At 37.5% G+C, this 23,010-nt stretch carries 23 protein-coding genes; 21 read left to right on the forward strand and 2 right to left on the reverse strand.

All coding sequences use genetic code 11. From position 1 onward, the window contains the following. Positions 1–10 precede the first annotated feature (10 nt). The 20 genes from spoIIIAC to spo0A all read left to right on the forward strand — a co-directional run bounded on the left by spoIIIAC (position 11) and on the right by spo0A (position 18,051). Positions 11–217: a stage III sporulation protein AC gene (gene spoIIIAC / locus KBP50_RS08095; protein WP_021291150.1), complete on the forward strand. Its 207-nt coding sequence runs from the start codon at positions 11–13 to the stop codon at positions 215–217. Between the two features lie 6 nt (positions 218–223). Then, positions 224–616, forward strand: coding sequence for a stage III sporulation protein AD (gene spoIIIAD, locus KBP50_RS08100; protein ID WP_050353046.1), 393 nt, complete (start codon positions 224–226; stop codon positions 614–616). Between the two features lie 51 nt (positions 617–667). Further along, positions 668–1,858 (forward strand): stage III sporulation protein AE, encoded by a 1,191-nt coding sequence (spoIIIAE, locus tag KBP50_RS08105; protein ID WP_050353045.1) that lies wholly within the window; start codon positions 668–670, stop codon positions 1,856–1,858. Positions 1,859–1,878: 20 nt separating this feature from the next. After that, a complete protein-coding gene (gene spoIIIAF / locus KBP50_RS08110; protein WP_236691448.1) occupies positions 1,879–2,493 on the forward strand; it encodes a stage III sporulation protein AF in 615 nt (204 codons plus the stop codon). Next, positions 2,490–3,119 carry a stage III sporulation protein AG gene (gene spoIIIAG, locus KBP50_RS08115; protein WP_050353043.1) on the forward strand — a complete coding sequence of 210 codons (630 nt, stop codon included), beginning with the start codon at positions 2,490–2,492 and terminating at the stop codon, positions 3,117–3,119. The genes spoIIIAF and spoIIIAG overlap by 4 nt, the downstream gene beginning before the upstream one ends. 13 nt (positions 3,120–3,132) lie before the next feature. Further along, positions 3,133–3,708 (forward strand): SpoIIIAH-like family protein, encoded by a 576-nt coding sequence (locus KBP50_RS08120; protein ID WP_050353042.1) that lies wholly within the window; start codon positions 3,133–3,135, stop codon positions 3,706–3,708. 350 nt (positions 3,709–4,058) lie between these two features. Next, positions 4,059–4,538, forward strand: a complete 480-nt coding sequence (gene accB, locus KBP50_RS08125) for an acetyl-CoA carboxylase biotin carboxyl carrier protein (protein ID WP_050353041.1) — start codon at positions 4,059–4,061, stop codon at positions 4,536–4,538. A 13-nt stretch (positions 4,539–4,551) separates the two neighbouring features. Next, positions 4,552–5,904, forward strand: coding sequence for an acetyl-CoA carboxylase biotin carboxylase subunit (gene accC, locus KBP50_RS08130; protein ID WP_050353040.1), 1,353 nt, complete (start codon positions 4,552–4,554; stop codon positions 5,902–5,904). Positions 5,905–5,934: 30 nt separating this feature from the next. Continuing rightward, positions 5,935–6,327, forward strand: coding sequence for an Asp23/Gls24 family envelope stress response protein (locus KBP50_RS08135; protein ID WP_050353039.1), 393 nt, complete (start codon positions 5,935–5,937; stop codon positions 6,325–6,327). Positions 6,328–6,614: 287 nt separating this feature from the next. Beyond that, positions 6,615–6,995, forward strand: coding sequence for a transcription antitermination factor NusB (gene nusB / locus KBP50_RS08140; protein ID WP_050353038.1), 381 nt, complete (start codon positions 6,615–6,617; stop codon positions 6,993–6,995). A 530-nt stretch (positions 6,996–7,525) separates the two neighbouring features. Next, on the forward strand, positions 7,526–8,386 hold the full coding sequence (gene folD, locus KBP50_RS08145) for a bifunctional methylenetetrahydrofolate dehydrogenase/methenyltetrahydrofolate cyclohydrolase FolD (RefSeq protein WP_050353037.1): 861 nt from the start codon (positions 7,526–7,528) through the stop codon (positions 8,384–8,386). Further along, positions 8,376–9,728: an exodeoxyribonuclease VII large subunit gene (xseA, locus tag KBP50_RS08150; RefSeq protein ID WP_050353036.1), complete on the forward strand. Its 1,353-nt coding sequence runs from the start codon at positions 8,376–8,378 to the stop codon at positions 9,726–9,728. The genes folD and xseA overlap by 11 nt, the downstream gene beginning before the upstream one ends. After that, entirely contained in the window at positions 9,721–9,951 is a 231-nt protein-coding gene (locus tag KBP50_RS08155) for an exodeoxyribonuclease VII small subunit (RefSeq protein WP_050353035.1), read from the forward strand. Before xseA ends, KBP50_RS08155 begins: the two co-directional genes overlap by 8 nt. Before the next feature lie 2 nt (positions 9,952–9,953). After that, positions 9,954–10,838 carry a polyprenyl synthetase family protein gene (locus KBP50_RS08160; protein WP_128743495.1) on the forward strand — a complete coding sequence of 295 codons (885 nt, stop codon included), beginning with the start codon at positions 9,954–9,956 and terminating at the stop codon, positions 10,836–10,838. 695 nt (positions 10,839–11,533) lie between these two features. Continuing rightward, a complete protein-coding gene (locus KBP50_RS08165) occupies positions 11,534–12,112 on the forward strand; it encodes a hypothetical protein (protein WP_050353034.1) in 579 nt (192 codons plus the stop codon). Between the two features lie 18 nt (positions 12,113–12,130). Continuing rightward, on the forward strand, positions 12,131–12,961 hold the full coding sequence (locus tag KBP50_RS08170; protein WP_050353033.1) for a TlyA family RNA methyltransferase: 831 nt from the start codon (positions 12,131–12,133) through the stop codon (positions 12,959–12,961). 30 nt (positions 12,962–12,991) lie between these two features. Continuing rightward, positions 12,992–13,441: a transcriptional regulator AhrC/ArgR gene (gene ahrC, locus KBP50_RS08175; protein ID WP_050353032.1), complete on the forward strand. Its 450-nt coding sequence runs from the start codon at positions 12,992–12,994 to the stop codon at positions 13,439–13,441. Between the two features lie 24 nt (positions 13,442–13,465). Next, positions 13,466–15,190: a DNA repair protein RecN gene (gene recN, locus KBP50_RS08180; protein ID WP_050353031.1), complete on the forward strand. Its 1,725-nt coding sequence runs from the start codon at positions 13,466–13,468 to the stop codon at positions 15,188–15,190. A gap of 539 nt (positions 15,191–15,729) precedes the next feature. Beyond that, positions 15,730–16,944, forward strand: a complete 1,215-nt coding sequence (gene spoIVB, locus KBP50_RS08185) for a SpoIVB peptidase (RefSeq protein ID WP_050353030.1) — start codon at positions 15,730–15,732, stop codon at positions 16,942–16,944. Positions 16,945–17,274: 330 nt separating this feature from the next. Further along, complete coding sequence (spo0A, locus tag KBP50_RS08190; protein WP_050353029.1) at positions 17,275–18,051, forward strand: sporulation transcription factor Spo0A; 777 nt, start codon at positions 17,275–17,277, stop codon at positions 18,049–18,051. Between the two features lie 111 nt (positions 18,052–18,162). Here spo0A and KBP50_RS08195 read toward each other — a convergent pair whose 3' ends face one another. Both KBP50_RS08195 and KBP50_RS08200 read right to left on the reverse strand, forming a co-directional pair. Continuing rightward, positions 18,163–19,512 (reverse strand): aspartate kinase, encoded by a 1,350-nt coding sequence (locus tag KBP50_RS08195; RefSeq protein ID WP_050353028.1) that lies wholly within the window; start codon positions 19,510–19,512, stop codon positions 18,163–18,165. Positions 19,513–19,992: 480 nt separating this feature from the next. After that, positions 19,993–20,244 (reverse strand): DUF2627 domain-containing protein, encoded by a 252-nt coding sequence (locus tag KBP50_RS08200; RefSeq protein ID WP_050353027.1) that lies wholly within the window; start codon positions 20,242–20,244, stop codon positions 19,993–19,995. A 599-nt stretch (positions 20,245–20,843) separates the two neighbouring features. Between KBP50_RS08200 and KBP50_RS08205 the strand changes: the two genes are divergently transcribed. Further along, positions 20,844–22,907, forward strand: a complete 2,064-nt coding sequence (locus KBP50_RS08205) for a sigma 54-interacting transcriptional regulator (RefSeq protein ID WP_050353026.1) — start codon at positions 20,844–20,846, stop codon at positions 22,905–22,907. Positions 22,908–23,010: the final 103 nt, after the last annotated feature.

Consider the following 23,010-nt stretch of genomic DNA (forward strand, 5'->3'; position numbering starts at 1 on the left):
GTTTATCCCAATGTTTACTGACGCGACGATTTTATTTCAGATTGCAGGAATAGGAATTATTGTTGCTTTAATCCACACCATATTAAAACAAATGGGAAAGGAAGAAATAGCCCAATTTGCTACGTTAATTGGCTTTATTATCGTCCTTGTACTCGTTATTGATGGTCTATCAGATCTATTTCAGCAGATCAAATCCGTATTTCTTTATCAAGGGTAATGTACGATGGATATTTTACAAATTGTGACGTTAGGTCTTGTAGCTAGCTTGCTTTATATTATTTTAAAAAATGTGAATCAAACATTTGCATTTTTTGTGATTTTAATAACTGGCATTGTAATTTTTTTGTCTATCATCCAGCAAATCAATCATATATTTCAGTTGATTCAATCATTAGGAGCTAAGGCGCAAGTAGATGGGATGTATTTGGAAACCATTTTGAAGATTATTGGCATTGCTTATATTGCTGAATTGGGAGCAAGCATAACTAAGGATGCTGGATTAACTTCGGTAGCAAATAAAATAGAGCTTGCAGGGAAATTATTTATCTTATTATTGGCTATTCCGATCATAACTGCAGTAATTGAAGCTATTTTACAATTTATCCCTTCAGCATAATGGATGTTGCATTGCTGGCAAATAAATCCCGGAAAGGAGTTTTTATCGTGGATGAATTATAAACGCATACCTATGATTCTCTTATGTGCTTTTGGCTTTTTCTTTCTGGGATATGACAGAACAGCAGCGGACACTTCTGAAGGAACAGACGATGTAGTTGATGTGCAGGAAAGCATGCTAGAAGAAATATCTTTGGATGGTGTACAAGCGTATTGGAGTAAGCTAGTGAATGAATATGGTGGGTATTTACCGGAGCTTGAAAAAGCAAGCGTGTATGAATTGATAAAAAATCAAAATTCCTTGTCGCCAAAAGCCATTATTATCGGCTTTATGGAATTTTTATTTCATGAACTCATTTTAAACGGTAAGCTATTGGGACTGCTTTTAATGTTAACCTTATTTTCAGCGATGCTGCAGACGATGCATAATGCTTTTGAGGCGAGTACTGTTAGTAAAATAGCCTACTTTGTTGTGTACATTGTGCTTATCTTTTTGGCATTAAACAGCTTCTATTCAGCAGTGACGTATACCAAAGAAGCAATTGACGGTATGAGCAGTTTTATGATTGCGCTCCTACCTTTAGTTTTAGGATTAATGGCATCCTTTGGAAATCTTGTTGCTGTTTCATTTTTTCATCCGATTATCATCTTTCTTATTCATGCAGGTGGACTGATTGTTGCTAATTTTGTTTTGCCGTTATTGTTTTTATCTGCGCTATTAGTGATTGTTAGCAGTTTAACGGAACATTATAAAGTAACGCATTTGGCCAATTTATTTAAATCCATAGCAATCGGTACGCTTGGTGTTTTCTTTACCATTTTTCTTAGCATTATGTCTGTACAGGGAGTAGCAAGTGCCATTCAAGATGGAGTAGCGATGAAAACAGCGAAATTTATAACGGGGAATTTTATTCCGGTTGTTGGTCGAACAATGACAGATGCGGCAGATACGATATTAAGTGCTTCGTTATTGTTAAAAAATGCAGTAGGAATCGTTGGGTTAATCGTTATTTTATTTATCGCTTTATTCCCAGCTTTAAAGATTTTTGCTATTGCATTGATTTACAAACTAGCTGCAGCCATTTTGCAACCAATTGGAGACGGACCAGTAATTACTACATTGAATACGATCAGTAAGTACATTGTGTTTATCCTTGCATGTTTACTAGCAGTATCGTTTATGTTTTTCTTAGCGATTGTCATTATTGTCGTAGCAAGTAATATAACATTACTTTTACGATAGGGGGCGAGCTTAAAGTGGGAATGGTCATAGATTGGGTTACACAAATAATTTTATTTATTTTACTAGCTACGATTATCGATTTAGTTATTCCAGCTACTTCCATGAAGAAATATATTAAGCTCGTCGTTGGATTTATACTTATTTTAATTTTATTAAAACCACTATTTTTTATTTTTCAAATCGATGTTCAACGTGCATTAGAAACCTCTCTATCAGGGGTTTTGCAAGAAATTAACCAGAATGATGCATTAGATAAATCCATTGAAACGCAAAAAAATGAAATAGAAGACACACAAGATGCATATATTTTAGAACAAATGGCTGTCCAACTAAAAGAAATAGCAAAAGAACCGCTTCAGGATAAATTCCAGGCAGAGATCACAGATATTCAATTTCGATTTGCAGATGAACGAGAAAAGACGTATGAAGATTTGGATGAAGTCATTGTGTATGTAAATGAATCAAAAGATGGGGAGGGAGCAGTGCGAATCGTAGATGATGTAGTAATTGATTTAGACAGCCCGGAACAATCAAGAGAAGATAACAAGCTTCAGGACATAGAAGCGATGCTTAATGATCTATGGGAGATAGAACAAAAGAAACTTTTATTGCAGTGGGAGGGAGGGAGATCTTGATAGAAAAATTAAAGAAACTATTTCAAAAGGATGGGAAAAAACCACCTAAAAAAATTAGTTATATGATTATTTTAGCTTTAGTCAGTGTAATGTTGATCATCATAGGAAATATCTTTTCTTCCTCATCTGAAACGGACCTGGAAGAGCCAATACAACAGCCGATAGAACAGAATAGTGAACCAGATGTAAAGGAAACAGCATCTTCAAAGGAAACAACAACGTCAAATATGGAAGAACTGGAATCTATTTATACGAAGGACTTACAGTCATTATTAAATAAAATACAGGGCGTTTCCGAAGCTGAGGTGATGGTGAACCTGGAATCTACAAGTATCAAGGTATATGAGAAAAACTTAATCAAAGGGCAACAGACAACGGAAGAAACTGATACAAATGGTGGGACTAGAGAAACAGAAGACGGTACAGAAGAAACGCAGACAGTGTTGGTGAGACAAGGTGAAAGGGAAGTCCCCTTGCTCATTCAAACGAAAAAGCCGGAAGTCAGAGGTGTATTTGTTGTAGCTAAGGGGGCGGATCATGCAACGGTTAAAAAATGGATTATTGAAGCTGTTTCCCGTGTGTTAGACGTTCCTACACACCGGGTGTCCGTAATGCCAAAGAATTAAGGGAGGAATGAAAATGTTGAAAAAACAAACTGTTTGGCTATTAACGATGTTAAGTTTAATGATTGTATTAAGTGTTTATTATATGACCTCACCTGATAGTGAAGATTTAGCTTATATAAACGATGGACAAGACAATACGAATGAGAAAGCGGTCCCTACTGACTCAGAAGCAAACGATGATGCAGAAGTAGAGGAAATATCAAATGTAGGACAAGATGAGCTTTTTACGACCATTCGTATGGAATTACAAGATAAGCGCAATATGGAAAAAGAGAGATTGACAGACGTTGTAGCTTCTAGCTCTGCCAGCGCCGCAGAAAAAGATGAAGCATTACAAGAAATCGATGCAATTGAAGATTTGGCATCCAAAGAAAAGATTTTAGAAGAGACAATTGTTGCTTCCGCTAATTATGAAGACGTACTTGTACGTTCCGATGATGAAAGTGTAACTGTTCAAGTGAAAGTTGAAGAAAATTTACCGAAATCTGAAGCAGTTTCGATTATCCAAATGGTAAAAGATGAATTAGGGGATAAAAAAGTCAATGTATCCTATCTACCATCTGAAGCGCCAACCAAAAAAGATAAGTAAGGCTATGGAAATCCGGGGCAACTCGGATTTTTTTACACTATAGGAAAGTATAAGAAAAACAAAAGGCTTTCGCCATTAGACTTGGCGACAAGCCAAGTTTTTCTAATATGTAAAATACAACGATTTGTTTATCATTGGTTGAGCACCTCATCCTTTACATATAAGCTGATCGAAGCTTTACTTTATCCTCGCTTTCCATTTATAGTTTGTTATAATTATATCGTAGGCAACTCTTCGTCAAGGATCTCTCATAATATACCTTGAAGTTTGTTCACCATTTATCGTAAAATATTAACAGGAGTTATTAGTACCTAATAATAAGTTAAAAAATGAAGGGGTGCCCTGAATATATGCTAAATGTACAAGAAATACAGGAAATAATAAAGTTAATTGATCAAACATCCATTGAAGAATTCAAATATGAAACAAGCGGAGCGTCTATTTCGATAAAGAAAGCTTCCGCAAATGACCAAGTACAAACGAAAAACATTCCCGTGCAAACTGTATCTGGAACAGAGCAACTGGAAACAGAAAAAACGAGTGAAGACCATATACAAGATTCTGTTCAAGAGGAGCGTACGGTTGCTTTTGACCATGAAATTGTTTCACCAATGGTAGGAACGTTTTATGCAGCTCCATCCCCAGAAAAGGAAAACTTTGTGTCGGTAGGTAGTAAAGTTGATAAATCAACGATAGTTTGTATCGTTGAGGCAATGAAATTGTTTAATGAGATTGAAGCTGAAGTTGACGGAGAAATCGTAGAAATATTAGTAGAAAATGGTGAGCTAGTTGAGTATGGACAGCCACTATTTCGAGTTAGTACAAAGTAAGGGGATGTAAAGTGTGATAAAAAAACTGTTGATCGCAAACAGAGGGGAGATCGCTGTTCGAATTATTCGTGCTTGTAAAGAAATGAATATTGAAACAGTAGCTGTATACTCCCAGGCTGATAGTGAGGCTCTACATGTTCAAATGGCTGATGAAGCCTATTGTATTGGACCAACTCAGAGCAAGGATAGCTATTTAAACTTTACCAATATCATGAGTGTAGCGACGATGACTGGAGTAGACGCTATTCATCCAGGATATGGGTTTTTAGCAGAAAATGCTGATTTTGCAGAGATATGCCGTGCTTGTAAGATAACTTTTGTTGGTCCTACTCCAGAGGCTATTCAAAAAATGGGAATTAAAGACGTTGCTCGGCAAACGATGAAAGCTGCCAATGTTCCCATTGTTCCAGGATCTGATGGGGTTATTAAAGATGAAGAAGAAGCAAAAGTAATTGCTGATCAAATAGGTTATCCAGTGATCATTAAAGCTACTGCAGGTGGCGGCGGGAAAGGAATTCGAGTAGCCCGGACAGAGGAAGAATTAAAAAAAGGGATAGAAGTAACCCAAAAAGAAGCAGAAACCTCTTTTGGTAACGCAGGTGTTTATTTGGAAAAGTATATTGAAGATTTCCGCCATGTGGAGATTCAAGTTCTAGCTGATAAACATGGCAATGTCATCCATCTTGGGGAACGTGATTGCTCGATACAGCGTCGGCTACAAAAACTTGTAGAAGAAGCGCCGTCTCCGGCAATAACGCCAGATATTCGTAAGAAAATGGGGGAGGCCTCTGTAAAAGCAGCTAAGGCAGTTAACTATGAAGGGGCTGGCACCATTGAATATATATTTGATCGGAAAACACATCAATTTTATTTTATGGAAATGAATACACGTATTCAGGTAGAGCATCCAGTTACGGAATTAATTACTGGTATTGATCTGATTAAAGAACAGATTAAAATTGCTGACAACGAAGCATTAGCGTATACACAGGCTGATATTACCCTAGAAGGATGGGCGATTGAGTGTCGAATTAATGCGGAAAATCCGTTTAAGAATTTTATGCCGTCACCTGGAACCATCTCTATGTACTTGCCGCCTGGAGGACTTGGGGTCCGCGTAGACGCTGCGGTTTATCCTGATTACCGCATACCTCCCTATTACGATTCAATGATTGCCAAATTGATTGCGTATGGTAACACTAGGGAAGAAGCAATTCATCGTATGAAACGAGCATTGGATGAATTTATTGTTGAAGGTGTTCATACAACGATTCCATTTCATCAACAGATAATGGAACATCCAGTATTTATAAATGGCGACTTTAATACAAAATTTCTTGAAGAAAATCCGATAGTTCAAGATTAGGCTGAATAAAATGAATAAAGGAGTGAGCATATGAGTGAACAACCATTACTAAATGTAAGTGATGACAATTTAGGTAAAGTTGAAATTGCCCCGGAAGTCATTGAAGTCATTGCAGGTCTAGCGGCTTCTGAAGTGGATGGTCTTTATGCAATGCGAGGGAATTTTGCTTCTGGTGTAGTTGAACGATTTGGAAAAAAGTCTCATAGTAAAGGGGTAAAGGTGGAGTTAACCGATAATGGAATTGTGATTGATTTATACGTAATTCTACAATTTGGGGTTTCGATCCCAAACGTCGCCCAAATGATTCAGTCCAATATTAGGCAAACGTTAAAAAATATGACCGCTTTAGAAATTGATGAGATTAATGTTCACGTTGTGGGAATTCAAATGGATGCTACAGAAGAAGGACCAGAAAATAATTAGTCAGGTAGCTTCGAATTAAAGCGTAGACGTTATCACAACTTTAAGGAAAAAAGCCTTTCATGTGAATAATACCTATTCTCATGAAAGGCATTTTCTTTTTCGTTCTTAAAGAAGTGAGCAAAGATAAAAGTTCGCGGCATATGGGTATGCTAGAACATAATTCTATGATAAGAGGATGGCTGTTACGATAAGCTATTTAGTGCAACATAAAAAATGGTTGATTGTAGCGTTGCTGTTGGAATCGTGTTATGATTTTGGAAGAGATGAACTAAAGGAGTTAGTAAGGAATGAATAGACATGAAGCAAGAAAAAAGGCATTGCAAATTTTATTTTCTCTTGACATTAATGATATGCAACCCATCCATGAAATGGAGCATTTAGATGAGCACGTAAAGAAGGATGCCTTTTTAAATATGCTTGTTAATGGTGTAGTGCATTATAAAGCGGAAATTGATGCAATGATCAGTGCAAAACTAAAGAATTGGAGCTTGGATCGAATTGCTTCTGTAGAAAAAGCAATTCTTCGTATTGCAGTATATGAAATGCAGTATGTAGACGATATTCCTATAAGTGTTTCTATCAACGAAGCAATTGAATTAGCCAATACGTTTGGAGATGAACAATCCGGGAAATTTATTAATGGTGTTTTATCACGGATAAATGAATAGTGTCAAGTCCTAAAGCCAGCTATACAGCATAAACGAAACAATCATACATGATGAGAGTAAATACGTGCCTGTTTAAGCAGGAAAACGTATTGCTGATCAATCTTTCCATGGATGGGCAAAGGTTAGCAGAATGGATCAGCTGTATTTGTTCGCTTCCTTCTTGACAAACCGTGCTGAGATAAGTCTTTTTCAAAATCATAGCACAACACAATTTACTTCACTGAGGTATTAATTTTTATCCCGCATATAAGGTGCTGTAAGGCTTTCTCTTCAGGAGTTGGATATCTTTACTGATACAACTCTAAGTGGGAGATAACACACCAAAATGCCCGATTTCGTAAGCGGCCTTTACGGTACTAACAATCAGTGGGGTGATGAATGAAAACTGCTCTTGATTAAAGATACACTTTATGAAGAGTTTGTCAAGGTAACCAAAAGAACGCTAAAGTCCAATCACGGTGTCCATATATTACTGGATTGGAAAATGACTGGAGCTTTAATGTGAGTTAAATCCGAAGGGGGTACTTAAATTGACAGCAGAAATCATTGATGGAAAAGCATTGTCTTTCGAGTTAAAGGAGAAAATGAAGCAGGAAGTAGCTGATTTAAAAACAGTTGGTATCCATCCCCAACTTACTGTAGTACTTGTCGGAGACCACCCTGCTTCTAGATCCTATGTGAATGGGAAGAAAAAAGCTTGCGATGAAACAGGAATAGGTTCCCGAATTATCGAATTACCGAAAACGGTTAGCGAATCGGAACTTCTTGCCCATATACATACACTAAATAACGATCCTCAAGTACATGGAATATTAGTCCAATTGCCACTTCCTGACCATATAAGTGAGCAAATGGTGATTGAAACTATATCCCCTGAAAAAGATGTAGATGGATTTCATCCAGTGAGTATTGGGAGAATGATGACGGGAATGGATACATTTTTATCTTGTACGCCATACGGCATCATAACCATGCTACGTTCAAAAAATATCCCGATTGAAGGAAAGCATGCTGTTGTGATTGGCAGAAGTAATATTGTAGGTAAACCAGTAGCGCAATTGCTCATCAATGAAGATGCTACTGTAACGACCTGCCATTCTAAAACCAAACATCTCCATCAGTACACTCAAACAGCTGATATTCTTGTGGTGGCTGTAGGAAAAGCCCATGCCATTGATGCTAGCTATATTAAAGAAGGGGCAACAGTGATTGATGTGGGAATTAACCGTCTAGAAGATGGATCATTAACAGGAGATGTGGATTTCCAATCGGTAAAGGAGAAAGCAGCATATCTTACTCCGGTTCCTCGGGGGGTAGGGCCAATGACCATAACCATGCTATTAAAAAACACGATAAAAGCTGCAAAAGGGCTTGAGAACCGTGAAGGATAATTATTTAACTGTTACAGCATTAACGAGGTACATTAAACGAAAAATGGATACAGACCCACATTTACGCCAAGTATGGCTACGTGGTGAAATATCGAACTTCAAACACCATTCCAGAGGGCATATGTACTTAACCATTAAAGATGATCACTCACGGATTCAGGCGGTTATGTTTGCAGGAAATAATCGAATGTTAAAGTTTATTCCAGAAAACGGTATGAATGTGTTGATAAAAGGGGAAATTAGCGTCTTTGAAGCTTATGGACAATATCAGCTTTACATTCAGCATATGGAACCGGATGGGATTGGCGCATTGTATGTAGCTTACGAGCAGTTGAAAGAAAAGCTACAACAGCAAGGATACTTTGACGAGAAATATAAACAAGAGATCCCTCATTTACCTAATAAAATTGGCATTATCACTTCACCAACAGGAGCGGCTGTAAAAGATATTATTACAACAATTAAACGTCGCTATCCCATCGTTGATTTGACGATTTTACCAGTATTAGTACAGGGAGAAGCAGCTGCCAGATCAATTAAACAGGCGATTGAAACAGCGAATGAAATCGGTGATTTTGATTTGCTGATTGTTGGCAGAGGTGGAGGTTCCATTGAAGAACTGTGGAGCTTTAACGAAGAAATAGTAGCAAAGGCTATTTTCGAGTCAACAATCCCAATTATTTCTGCAGTAGGACACGAAACGGATACAACTATCAGTGATTATGTCGCAGATTTACGCGCCCCCACACCTACTGGGGCTGCTGAATTGGCTGTTCCATCGAGGCAAGAGTTAATTGAGAAAATAGAAACGCTAAAACGGATAGCGATGAAAGATATGCAAGAGAAGCTTAAGCAGCAACAACAGCATTTGGCTAGACTAAAACAGGCGTACGCTTTTCGTTATCCATATCAATTGCTAAAACAAAAAGAGCAAGAACTGGATGCCAACATGGAGCAACTGAAAAAGGGTATCACAGCAAAATTGGCAGAGAGCCAACAGCGTTATCAGTATTTACGGGCTCGTTTTACCGTCCAGCAGCCAGGAAAGCAAATAGAAAGAGCGAAACAGCAGCTTCAACAGTTCATAAAGCAACAGCATGTATTGATGAAACAATTACATACAGAAAAGGCTCGATCGCTTTATAATGAAATGAATAAATTAAGTTTGCTTAACCCATTAGAAATCATGAAAAGAGGTTTTTCCATTCCTTATACAAATTCGGGGCAGATTATAAAATCTGTACATGCTGTTGAACGAGGGGATAGAATTTCATTACGCGTTGCAGATGGACAGCTGAGATGTCAGATTACAGAAGTAGAGGAGGAGAAGCGAAATGGCTGAGAAGGAATTAACTTTTGAAGAAGCAATGCAGCAACTGGAGCAAGTTGTAGAAAAATTAGAAACAGGGGATGTCCCTTTAGAAAAAGCAATTACCTATTATCAAGATGGAATGAAGTTATCTAAGCTATGTACGGAAAAATTAAATCAAGTGGAAGAAAAAATGACAAAAATTATGAATGAGCAGGGAGATTTGGAACCATTCCCGATGCAGGAGGAAGAATAATCGTGGAGCTGACAATGAAGCAGTATTTAGAAGAAAAGAAACAATTAATGGACCGTACGTTACAAGATTATATTCAAAGCTTACAAATTCCTCTTGCGCTGAAGGAGTCCATGCTTTATTCATTGGAAGCTGGCGGGAAACGATTACGTCCAATATTATTGATGGCAAGCTATGAAGCATTTAATTCGGACGTAGCAGTTACTTTAAGCTCAGCTGCTGCACTGGAAATGATTCATACGTATTCTTTAATCCATGATGATTTACCAGCAATGGATGATGACGATTATCGCCGAGGTAAACTTACGAATCATAAAGCTTTTAATGAGGCGACAGCGATATTGGCTGGAGATGCTTTATTGACGTACAGCTTTGAATTAATCAGTAAAGATGAAAAACTGACCGCAGTACAAAAAGCAGATTTAATTGCATTATTAGCTGAGGCGTGTGGTCCGAAGGGAATGGTAGCAGGGCAAATCTTAGATATGGCTGCAGAAGACAAGACGATTTCCTTAAAAGAGCTGGAGCAAGTGCATGCATTAAAAACAGGTGAATTACTTCGATACGCCGTGTATGCAGGTGCATATCTTGGAGGAGCAACAAAGGAACAATTAAACGCATTGGAAACATTTGCTTTTTATTTAGGACTCATTTTTCAAGTGCAGGATGATATACTAGATGTAACCGGCGATCAAGCAAAACTTGGAAAACCTGTAGGCAGTGATGTGCTAAATTTAAAAAGCACGTATCCAAAACTGCTTGGTTTAGATGGAGCGATGGAACAGAAAGAGTGGTATGTATCTAAGGTGAAAGAAGCGCTTGAAAAGGCTGATGTCGCAAACTCCAAATTGATGGATTTAACCGTTTATTTTAGTCAACGAGATCATTAATTCCGTAGTTTTTTTCTAAAAAATATGTTATAATTCAATTAGAATAGGAATGGTGCAGTATTCTAGTCAGTTCTCCGTACCTGAAGGCGGGCCTAAAAATTCGCCAAAGGGCACATCGATGAAGTTCCTTGTGCAGGCTTGAGGCGCCCAGCCTTGGGTCTGTGCTGGGAGTTAAGGTTATCGGGCGATCCACAAAGGCATGTGGGCGTTGACCCGATTTCCGCGGAGGCCCATCTCTGTAGTAACAACTAAGCCTAGTTGTCATTATGGAATGGGGTATGAACCTGCAGTATACGGTAAGGGACACCTAATATGCAGCGTAGCCTGCCTTGAGTGGTGACTGAGGGGATTAGAGTTATCGATAATAAATTAGATGGCCACTAATTTGTTATTGCCTTCTCTATGAAATCAGCACTGCAAAAGAGGCTAGGGGACGGTTAAGAACTGTTGAGGAAATCTCCTAGACTGTTCATTCGACGTTTAAAAGGGATTATAGTGTGGACTAAGTGGTAATCCAGTCTAGCTCTTGGCGACAAAGCTAAGATGGTTTTAAAGGGGAACCGCCCATGTGGCAACACGGGGTAGCCATCTGGGAAAACCTACTGGACCTAAGCCGCAGTTTTTACCTTTTAAATGACCATTCCTTTGTACATAATAAGTCACGTATAACACGTTCTTAAATAATGGGGTATGAAATGAAATCACATGTAAAACGATCGATTAAATTTAGTTTAACTATTGCCGTTATCACTTTTGTGTTAGCGGCTATTTTTTCAGTTATATCTTCTTCTATTTTAGGTGGCGTTGCATGGTTTATCGGCTTATTCATTGTGCTTGTCATCGTTTTGGTTGGAGTTGTTTTTGATATGTTAGGAATTGCTTCTACAGCAGCACAAGAAGCACCCTTTCATGCGATGGCTGCGGAGAAAGTGACCGGAGCAAAAGAGGCGGTTATTATTATTCGAAATGCCGATCGATTTGCCAGCTTTTGTAACGATGTAATTGGGGATATATCTGGAATTGTAAGTGGTACAGCTTCAGCTATAGTAGTACTTCAAATCGCAAATTTGTTAGGTTATGGAGAAGGATCATCCGTGCAAATTTTTATTTCGGTGGTATTGACAAGCGTTGTCGCTGCACTTACAGTCGGTGGAAAAGCACTAGGTAAATATTTTGCCATTAATGCTTCCACAAAAATTATTTTTTTTGCAGGAAAAATTATCTCCATTATGGAAAATAGATTAAAAATAAAAGTATTACCTAAAAATTATTAATAAAAAGGACTTACCCGAATGAGTAAAAAAAGACTAGATGTATTGCTAGTGGAAAAATCACTTGCACCGACAAGAGAAAAGGCGAAGCGATTAATTATGGCTGGACAAGTCTTTGCTGAACAAGAGAGATTGGATAAACCAGGTATGCAAATTGATGAATCCACCCATTTAACGGTTAAAGGCAAGCTGTTTCCTTATGTTGGACGTGGAGGATTGAAGCTTGAAAAAGCATTAAGAGAGTTTTCAATAATGGTAAAAGATAAAATTGTCATGGATATTGGTTCATCTACTGGTGGTTTTACAGATTGTGCTTTGCAAAATGGCGCTGCATTATGTTATGCGATTGATGTCGGCTATAATCAGCTTGATTGGAAGTTGAGAAACGATAATCGGGTTATTGTGATGGAACGAACGAATTTTCGTTATGTTACGCTAGATATGCTCGAGCATGGAAAACCAAACTTTGCTTCTATCGATGTTTCTTTTATTTCTTTGCGGTTACTTTTGCCTGTATTAAAGATGCTAATGAAAGACAATAGTGATATAGTGGCACTTGTTAAACCGCAATTTGAAGCAGGAAAAGAGCAAGTTGGCAAGAAGGGTATTGTTCGTGATCGTCACGTTCATCAATCTGTTATCAGACAAATGATTGATTTTGCAGAACGGGAAGAGTATCAAGTGTTAGGCTTAACTTTTTCCCCAATAACTGGTGGAGATGGCAATATTGAATTTTTGCTACACTTAGGCTGGAAAAAACATGAAACATCACAACAATTTTCGGATCAAGACATAGAAAACTTAGTCTCAAAAGCACATGAAGAATTGATACGAAAAACGAATAAAAATTAATCATGCAAGTTTAAGAAATGGGGGCACCCGATGAGCAAAATACAACGTCATATAAAAATTCGAGAATTAATAACAAATAATGAAATTGAAACACAGGATGAGCTTGTAGATCGATTGAAAAATCTAGGATATAACGTGACGCAAGCAACTGTTTCTAGAGACATCAAAGAGCTACATTTAGTAAAGGTAGCAACAACAAATGGGACATATAAATACAGCTTGCCTGCAGACCAACGCTTTAATCCGTTAGATAAATTAAAGCGTTTAGTCATGGACGCATTTGTGAAAATTGATTATGCAAGCCATTTTATCATATTAAAAACATTGCCTGGTAATGCTCATGCTGTCGGTGCTTTAATCGATCAGTTAGATTGGGAAGAAATCATGGGGACCATTTGTGGAGATGATACCTGCTTAATTATATGCAGAACAGAAGCAGATGCAATAGCGATAAAAGAGCGTTTTATAGAGATGCTGTAATTCAGAAGGTGGGGGAATAATGTCGTGCTTACGGAATTATCAATTCAGGATTTTGCGATTATAAACAAGCTTTCCATCACTTTTCACGAAGGTTTAACGGTATTGACAGGTGAAACTGGTGCAGGGAAATCGATTATTATCGATGCGGTTCAATTGCTCGCAGGAGGAAGAGGCTCCGTTGAATTTGTTCGGCACGGTGCCAAGAAAGCAGATATTGAAGGGTTGTTTATTATCGAGGATGAGTCGCATCCAGTTTATAACGTTTGCCAACAGTACGGTATCGAATGTCAAGATCATCAGCTTGTGCTAAGACGAACAATGACTGCAAATGGGAAAAGTATTTGCCGTGTGAATAGCAAATTAGTGACGTTAGCCATTCTCCGTGAATTTGGAAAAACATTAATTGACATCCATAGCCAGCACGAGACACAATCACTAATGGATCCAGAGCAGCATATTGAGTTGTTAGATTTATATCAGCCCGAATTAATGAACAAGGCTAAAGACGAATACTTTAAACTATACGATCAGTTATCCAATTTGAAAAATCGTTATCGGAAATTAAGTGAAAACGAGCAAGAGACAGCGCAACGATTAGACCTGCTACAATTTCAATTACGAGAACTGGAACAAGCTCAACTGCAACCAAATGAGGACGAACAGCTGGAAGAAGAAAGGAATACCTTGGCAAATTATGAACGAATTTATTCAGCCTTGCAACTAGCCTATAATTCCCTTTATGGGGAACAAAAAGGTCTTGATTGGGTTAACCAAGCTCAAATTGCCTTGCAGGATAACAGTAAGTTCGATTCCTCGATTGCAGAAAAAGCCGAAGAGATAGCCAATTATTATTTCGGTTTAGAGGAGCTTACTTATGATTTGGGAAATCTAATTGAATCGTTACAATATAACCCCGAGCGTTTAAATGAGATTGAAGCTCGCCTAAGCGAAATCAATCGACTAAAGAAAAAGTATGGTCCTTCGGTGTCTGAAATGCTGACATATATGGCAAAAATTGAAGAAGAAATCGAGCAAATTAACAATAAAGATTCTCACTTATCGAAGCTAGAAGAACAAATCAAAGAAAAAGCGAAAGATGCTTTTTTGGAAGCTCAGGAGTTGCATGACATACGTCAAGCAGCTGCAAAGGCTTTAACGAAAGAAATTCATGAGGAGTTAAAGGATCTTTATTTAGATAAGGCTCAATTTAAAGTTGATTTTGCGAAAAATAAGCTGGATCAACGAGAAGAATTGGATAAGCACTTGCATAAAAATGGATTGGATCATGTAACCTTTTTGATCTCTACAAATCCAGGCGAGCCTCTAAAGCCATTAAATAAAGTTGCTTCTGGAGGAGAACTGTCACGGATTATGTTGAGCTTAAAAAAAATATTTGCCAAACATCAAGGAGTCACAAGTGTAATTTTTGATGAAGTTGATACTGGTGTTAGTGGACGTGTAGCACAAGCAATTGCGGAGAAAATATATCACATTTCTCAGGAGTCACAGGTTTTATGTATTACTCATCTTCCACAAGTAGCTGCAATGGCTGATACCCATAAACTAATTGAAAAAGAAGTGACGGATCATCGAACATCTACCAGTGTTCATGAATTAACTCCGGAACTGCAGATAAATGAACTAGCTCGTATGATTACGGGAACGAAGCTTACGGAAACAGCAGTGGATCATGGTCGGGAAATGTTAGAAATGGCAATCCAATTTAAATCAAAAGAGCATAATTTATAGCAAAAAGCCAGAAAATATATTATCTGGCTTTTTATTTTGTCCAAAAAATTTCGAAACATAAAAAGCGCATGAAATAATAGCTCTTTTTGTAAACGTTTTATTATCCCACATATAAGGTGCTGTAAGACTCCATTATCGTACTGCAATAAGTCTAAACGAGAGATAACAACACACTAAATGCCCTATTTTCGTAAGAGTCCTTTAGGTCATACCATTATGGTACTAACAATCAGAGGGGATGAAAGAAACACCCACTGATTGAAGATTCACTTAATAATGGAAGCTTTTGACATGTTGGAAAAAATGACGCTTTACATATAGGTTTCCTAAAATAGGAAAGATTTCAGCAGCAAATGATAATCAGAGGAAGAATAGTTACTAACGAAGTTTTAAACCTCTGTTATACATATCGAGCTAAAAGCTTGTGCAGGTAATGTTAGGCAAGCTTGCTTATGTTTCACCAGTTTAAAACAACATGAAAAAGCTTAAATTAAAGGTACAGATATAAAGGTGGTTTGGGTATGGATAGAGGAGAGTGAATGAATTTGGAAAGAAAGCACAACAAAATACGCATTGGCATAGGCTTAATCACAATGATCGCCCTGCTTGCATTTCCTTTTTTTACGCAACAAATAATTCCATTTAAAAGTCAGCCTTCACAGGCAGCATCTACTTCAACAACTGATACCGGTGCTGAAAATACTGCAAAAGATCTATCACTTGCTGAGCTGACCGGTTTATCTTTCCACCAAGCAAAAGCAGAAGCGCGTGATGATATAAGGATAATTCCTGGTGGTCAATCCATCGGTGTTCAACTACAAACAAAAGGTGTTTTAGTTGTAGGACATCATGTAGTAAAAGGAAAATCAGGCGGTATCTCTCCAGGAGAAAAAGCTGATATTCAGGTGGGAGATGTTATTTTAGAAATTGATGGAAAAGAAATTAAAACAATGAATGATGTTAAACCATTTGTAAAACAAGCAGGGGAGTCGAACCATCCATTGGATATAAAATTAAAACGTGGAGAAAAAACGATCTCCACAGAATTAAAACCTGCATTAGATAAACAAGGGAAAAATTTCCAAATTGGATTGTATATTCGTGATTCAGCAGCTGGAATTGGAACGATGACTTTTTATGATCCAAACTCGAAAAAATATGGTGCGCTAGGTCATGTAATTTCGGATATGGATACGAAAAAGCCGATAGAAATTAACAATGGCGCTATTGTTCGCTCTTCTGTAACGTCGATTGAAAAGGGAAATAATGGAATTCCTGGAGAAAAACAAGCAACATTTTCACCGACAGAAAATAAAATTGGCTCTATTACAAAAAATAGCCCATTTGGCATATTTGGAGAGCTAAATCAAAATTTGGAGGATGCTCGTAAACCAATGCCTATCGCTCAGCCTCATGAAGTGCAAGAAGGTCCTGCAAAAATTTTAACGGTACTTGAGGGAGAAAAGGTTGAAGCATACGATGTAGAAATCGTCAGTAGCGTGCCGCAGACAAATGCAGCAACTAAAGGGATGGTTATTCAAATCAAAGATAAGGAGTTACTGAATAAAACGGGTGGAATTGTACAAGGAATGAGCGGGAGTCCCATTATCCAAAATGGAAAAATTATTGGCGCAGTAACGCATGTGTTCGTTAATGATCCAACGTCTGGCTATGGTGTACACATTGAGTTTATGTTACAAGAAGCTGGTATTAATGTGCATAAAAATGGAGCATCATTAAAAAAGGTAAGCTAAAGTAAGGACTTGTTTTGGGAACTTCTCCAATTCAAGTCTTTTTCCTTTTTAACCACTTAGTTTTGCAAAGGAATGCATAATTTTGTGTTAAGAACTTATATTTTTAGCAGTAGTGAAGAATAGATATGTTATAATTATGAAATAATAAATATTTTTCGACAAGCAGTGTCTATATTTATCGAATATAATCGTATTTTTGAGTAAAACAGAGAAAAACAAAGCAAATTTCAAAAAAACCAAAGTTTTTTAATTAAAAGAAGGATATTTGTGATTTGTGTAGAATATGTAAAATAGTGAGAAGTTATGTACTACATAAAAGGAGGAGCTTTTGTGGAAAAGATTGAAATTTGTTTAGTGGATGATAATCGTGAATTGATCAAACTAATGGAAGACTATTTTGAAGAGCAGGCGGATATTGAAGTAATTGGGACAGCTTTTAACGGAAGAGACTGTTTAACGATGCTTGAAGACATGGAGCCGGATGTGTTGGTGTTGGATATTATTATGCCTCATGTGGATGGACTTGCTGTGTTAAATACATTGCGTTCTTCAGGAGGAAAAACACCGCATGTCATTATGTTAACAGCTTTTGGTCAGGAAGAAGTAATGAAAAAAGCAGTGGATCTTGGAGCAGCCTATTTTATTTTGAAACCTTTTGACTTAGATAACTTAGCTGAACAAATTAGACAAGTTCAGGGAACTGCAGTTTATTCAACAGGTGTTTCCAAAGTCCAGCGAAAAGAGAAGAAAAAACAGGATTTAGAAGCAAGTATTACTAATATTATTCATGAAATTGGCGTTCCAGCTCATATTAAAGGGTATATGTATTTACGAGAAGCGATTACCATGGTATTTAATGATATTGAGCTCCTTGGTTCGATTACGAAGGTTTTATATCCGGATATAGCTAAGAAATATAACACAACAGCTTCTCGTGTAGAACGGGCAATTCGACATGCTATTGAAGTAGCATGGAGCAGGGGTAACATTGATTCCATATCTGCCTTGTTTGGATATACGATCAGTATTTCCAAAGCAAAACCAACAAATTCAGAGTTTATTGCGATGGTGGCTGACCATCTACGTTTGGAGCATAAAGCAAGCTAGTGTTGCTCTAAAAGCTAAAAAACATATCCTCCATTAAAGGCGGATATGTTTTTTAGAATAGAGAAAATTTGACTACAAAATTTTCCTGTTTACGTAACATACAAAGCTATCTTACTTTACAAAAAAAGCAGCGTATAATGATTGCACGGCTTTCTCCAGGTCTTCTGCTTTAATGCCAAACATCATGGAAACTTCTGAGGATCCTTGGTTAATCATTTCAATATTCACATTTGCACTGGAAATGGCAGAAGTGGCTTTTTGAGCAACGCCAATTGTACGTACAAGTCCTTCGCCAACAATCATGATCATAGCCAAATTGCGATGAATTGAAATTAGGTCCGGTCGTAGTTCTTTTTGAATGCGTTTCAATACTTGCTTCTCTTTTTCAAGAGGTAAATGCTTTTCACGAATAATGATCGACAAATCATCTATACCTGATGGTGCATGCTCAAAAGAAATACCTTCATCTTCTAAGATAGAAAATACTTTTCGACCAAAACCAATTTCCCGATTCATTAAATACTTACTAATGTATATACTGCAAAATCCTGTGTCACTAGCAATCCCGACAACACACTTCTCGCTTGGCTTTTTCTCAGAAACAATTAATGTTCCAGGAGCTTGAGGATTGTTCGTATTTTTAATACATACAGGTATTTCCTCGCGATAAGCTGGGATGAGCGCTTCATCATGAAACACTGAAAATCCCGCGTAAGATAATTCGCGCATTTCTTTATAAGTGAGCGTAGTAATTTTCTTAGGGTTGTTTACAATGGACGGATTAACTGCATAAACGGAGTCTACATCAGTATAATTTTCATATACATCTGCTTTAATACCTGCAGCAATAATGGAACCAGTAATATCAGAACCTCCACGCGAGAAAGTAATTAATTTACCTTCTTTTGTATAGCCAAAAAATCCAGGAATAACTAAAATTTCTTTTGTTGATCGTAAGCTATAAATTTTTTTAAAGCTTGCTGGCAAGATCTTTGCATTTCCCGGATCATCGCTTACCGTCACACCAGCATCGTGCGGATTCAAATAGCGAGCATTTAAGCCACAAGAAGCAAGGTATGCGCTCAGAATTTTAGCTGAACTATCTTCGCCAACAGCTTTTAATGCATCCAGCCTTTCTGTAGGATTAGCATCATTATGTAACTGATTTTCAATGGTTTGTTTAATCTCATCTAAAATAGAAGCAGATAACTCTAGCTGTTCGATAATTTCAGCAAATCTTCGCATAATAGGATCTATATATTGGTATACAGAAGTGCCTTGTTCGTGGGCATCCCATAGTTCAATTAACATATCCGTTATTTTTTGATCCGTTTTGTATCGTTTTCCAGGTGCGGAAACGACAATAAATTTCTTTTGGAGGTCCATCTTGATAATATCGGCTACCTTTTTTATCTGTTTTGCACTAGCGACAGAGCTTCCTCCAAATTTTGCTACTTTCACGCCAAATTCCTCCCGCTGTTTTTTTATTTTTCATCATATCATAAATTCAGTTTATTTGGCACATTATAAATAAATAAAAAAGCAATTGTAAACTGGATATTTTAAAAAATGGTTCCATATGTGGAAAATAATTTAGTCTAAAAGCGATAACATAAAATTTTATCAACGGGTGAATTAAGGTTATATATCGCATGAAAGGAACAAAGTCGCAAGTGCCCGTTTAGCAACGTAGCGAATGAAACGAAACAACGGAGATAAAGGAATCATGCCACTAAAACAGGGGTATGCCGACGTCTGGGCGGCAGGCCCGTTTTTAGTCGGCCTTCCTCTTAGAGATGAACCGATGAGGCCTTATCGTAGAGTGTTTTCATGAAGTCGCATCGTTGCTGGGCTCATGAGCCGGACGCGGCTATTCGGTTATTTTATCCCCAAGCACATCATTTTATAGTTTCCAATACATACAATAAAAAAGATGGGTGTTTAATCCCCATCTGCATAACATTTTTTTTTCAGTTGCTGATTTCTTTGGCGTTTTCGATCGCGGTGGATAATAAATCCACCGATAAAGGTTAGTCCAGCTAAAAATAAAATAAGCCCAACGATAAATTGGATACTGCTATGAAAAAATATTGGATAAAAAGAAGCAAACAATGTGTCTCTCATCAATTTTATTCCAATTGCTGCAACCACGCCAGGAATAAATAACAGAACTATAGCTATGATTCGAACCATCCCATATTCTCCTTCATTAATGTCACGTACAGTATAGCAAAATAATATATAAAAAGAAATAAAGCGAAACTCCTATCCTCATGCCCTTTTTAATCTCTGTGATTGTTAGTAGTGTAAATGACTAGACTTAAACCGAACGGACATGGACTCATAGTTCCTCTTAGTACTATTCAAGCCATATGTCAGCATGTTTTAGAATGAATCAATACAGATAGCCCTCGGGGAACTACCACGCGATACATAAAGACTTGGCATTTGCAAAAAAAGCAGAAAATATACGCGGAGGCACATTAAAATGAAGTACTCCTCTCTTCTTTGTCTTGACCTGTAGCAAATTTGACGGCTAAAAATCTTAAAGAAGTCTTTCTTTGTTTCCGAGCAGTTGAGAGGGCCGCCGTGGAAAGCGAAGTGTAGATCCAATGTGGGTTATTGAAGCGATGATACTAAAAAACCTTTTTATAGAACTAGAGATCAAATAAAATCCATGCCGAGAAAAAATCGCATAAATACGTGACAAATTTGAGGGAAAATCACAATTTGCATTACTTTGCAGACTGACGTAAGATAGAAATATGCAAAATAGTGCAAGGTGGGATGAAATGAAGCGCGTTCTTATTGTTGGTGCTGGTAAAGGTGGGAGTGTGTTATTAAATATTTTAAATGCTACGCAAACGATGAATGTGGTTGCTGTAATTGATACTAATCTATCTGCTCCAGGTCTCGAGATGGCGAAAAAATGGGACATCCCTGTGAGTCAATCGTGGAAAGGATGGGTTGACAAAGATATTGACATCATCATTGAAGCAACTGGTAATGAACATGTGCTGGAAGAGTTATTAGAGCGACGGGAACGAAAAACAGTCGTTATTCCTGGAACAGTTGCTTATATTATTTCTGAACTGTTTGATGAAAAACAGGAGCTTTTAGAAAAAATAGAACTGCAAATGCAAAATCAAAATTTAATTTTAAACAATATACGTGACGGTATGATTGTCGTGAACTACCATGGGATCATTACTTTTGTCAATAAAAGCGCGGAAACGATTATTGACCTAGCTAAAAGTGACTTAGAAGGGGAACGAATTGAAAACATCATTTTAAACACTCGACTGCCTGAGGTGTTAAAAAGCCGAAGACGAGAAATTAATCAGAAATTAACATTGGAAAATGGTAAGCAAATTATTGCAACACGAATTCCTATTATTTGTGCGGATAACCGTCTTTTAGGCGCTTTTGCTGTTTTTAAAGATATTACAGAAGTCGTCCATTTAGCAGAGGAAAATACAGACTTAAAAGAAATTAAAACGATGCTAGAGGCTATTATTCATTCGTCTGATGAGGCTATAAGTGTTGTAGATGAACAGGGGCTAGGTTTAATGATTAACCCTGCCTATACTAAAATAACTGGCTTAGCTGAAACGGATGTGATTGGCAAGCCAGCAACTACTGATATTTCTGAAGGTGAAAGTGTACATATGCGCGTTTTACAAACGAGAAGAGCTGTTAGGGGAGTATTGATGAAGGTCGGTCCGAATAAAAAGGAAGTCTATGTCAATGTGGCTCCGGTTATTGTAGACGGAAAACTGAAAGGTAGTGTTGGTGTACTGCATGATATTTCAGAAGTGCAATCATTAACGAATGAATTAAAACGCGCACGCCAAATCATTCGTAATTTAGAAGCCAAATATACATTTGCCGATATTATTGGTACTTCGCCGGAAATGAAAATTGCCTTAGAACAAGCGAAAGTAGGGGCAAGAACACCTGCTACTGTTTTGCTTCGAGGTGCTTCTGGAACAGGGAAAGAGTTGTTTGCTCATGCGATCCACAATGAAAGCGACCGTAAACATTATAAATTTATTCGTGTAAACTGTGCAGCTATCGCAGAATCAATTTTAGAAAGTGAACTATTTGGTTACGAAGAAGGAGCCTTTACCGGTGCAAAACGGGGAGGAAAGAAAGGTCTGTTTGAAGAAGCAGATAATGGCAGCATTTTTTTAGATGAAATTGGTGAGCTATCCTTGCATATGCAAGCCAAATTACTACGCGTGCTGCAAGAAAATGAAATTGTTCGCGTTGGAGGAACAACACCAATTACAATAAACGTGCGAGTAATTACAGCTACCCATGTAAACTTAGAAAAAGCGATCATGGCCAAAACATTTCGGGAAGATCTTTACTATCGGTTAAATCGCTTGCCTATATTTATTCCGCCTTTAAGAGACAGGCTCTCTGATCTTCCACTACTGGCTAAGCATATTATTACAAAGATTAATCAAGATTATGGTAGAGACGTGCAACATATATCCGAAGAGGCTTTAGCAATTTTAAAAAATTATCATTGGTCAGGCAATATCCGTGAACTGGAGAATGTAATTGGTCGAGCCATGATTTATATGGGAATACATGAAAAGGTGATTCAGCAATCGCATTTGCCAAATTTAACTAGTGCGGTTCCAGATCATACTTTTTCGTTCCCTGCTAAAGCAAATCACCAATCTTTACAACACGTTATAGAACAATATGAAAAAAATTATATTCAACAGGTTTATGAACGCAATGACTATAATAAAACGAAAACAGCTAAGGAATTGCAAATCTCGATTCGAAATCTTTATTATAAGATGGAAAAATACCAGCTTGCAAAACCTGACCTGCAATAGATTGCAGGTTTGTGCAATTTATTGCAGACTGAACTCTGGTGGATAAAGCGCTTTCAATCCATGGGTTTTGGCACATAACTTGCTATATAACTGTGGAGGGAAT

This window comes from Virgibacillus pantothenticus, from assembly GCF_018075365.1.
GTDB lineage: Bacteria > Bacillota > Bacilli > Bacillales > Amphibacillaceae > Virgibacillus > Virgibacillus pantothenticus.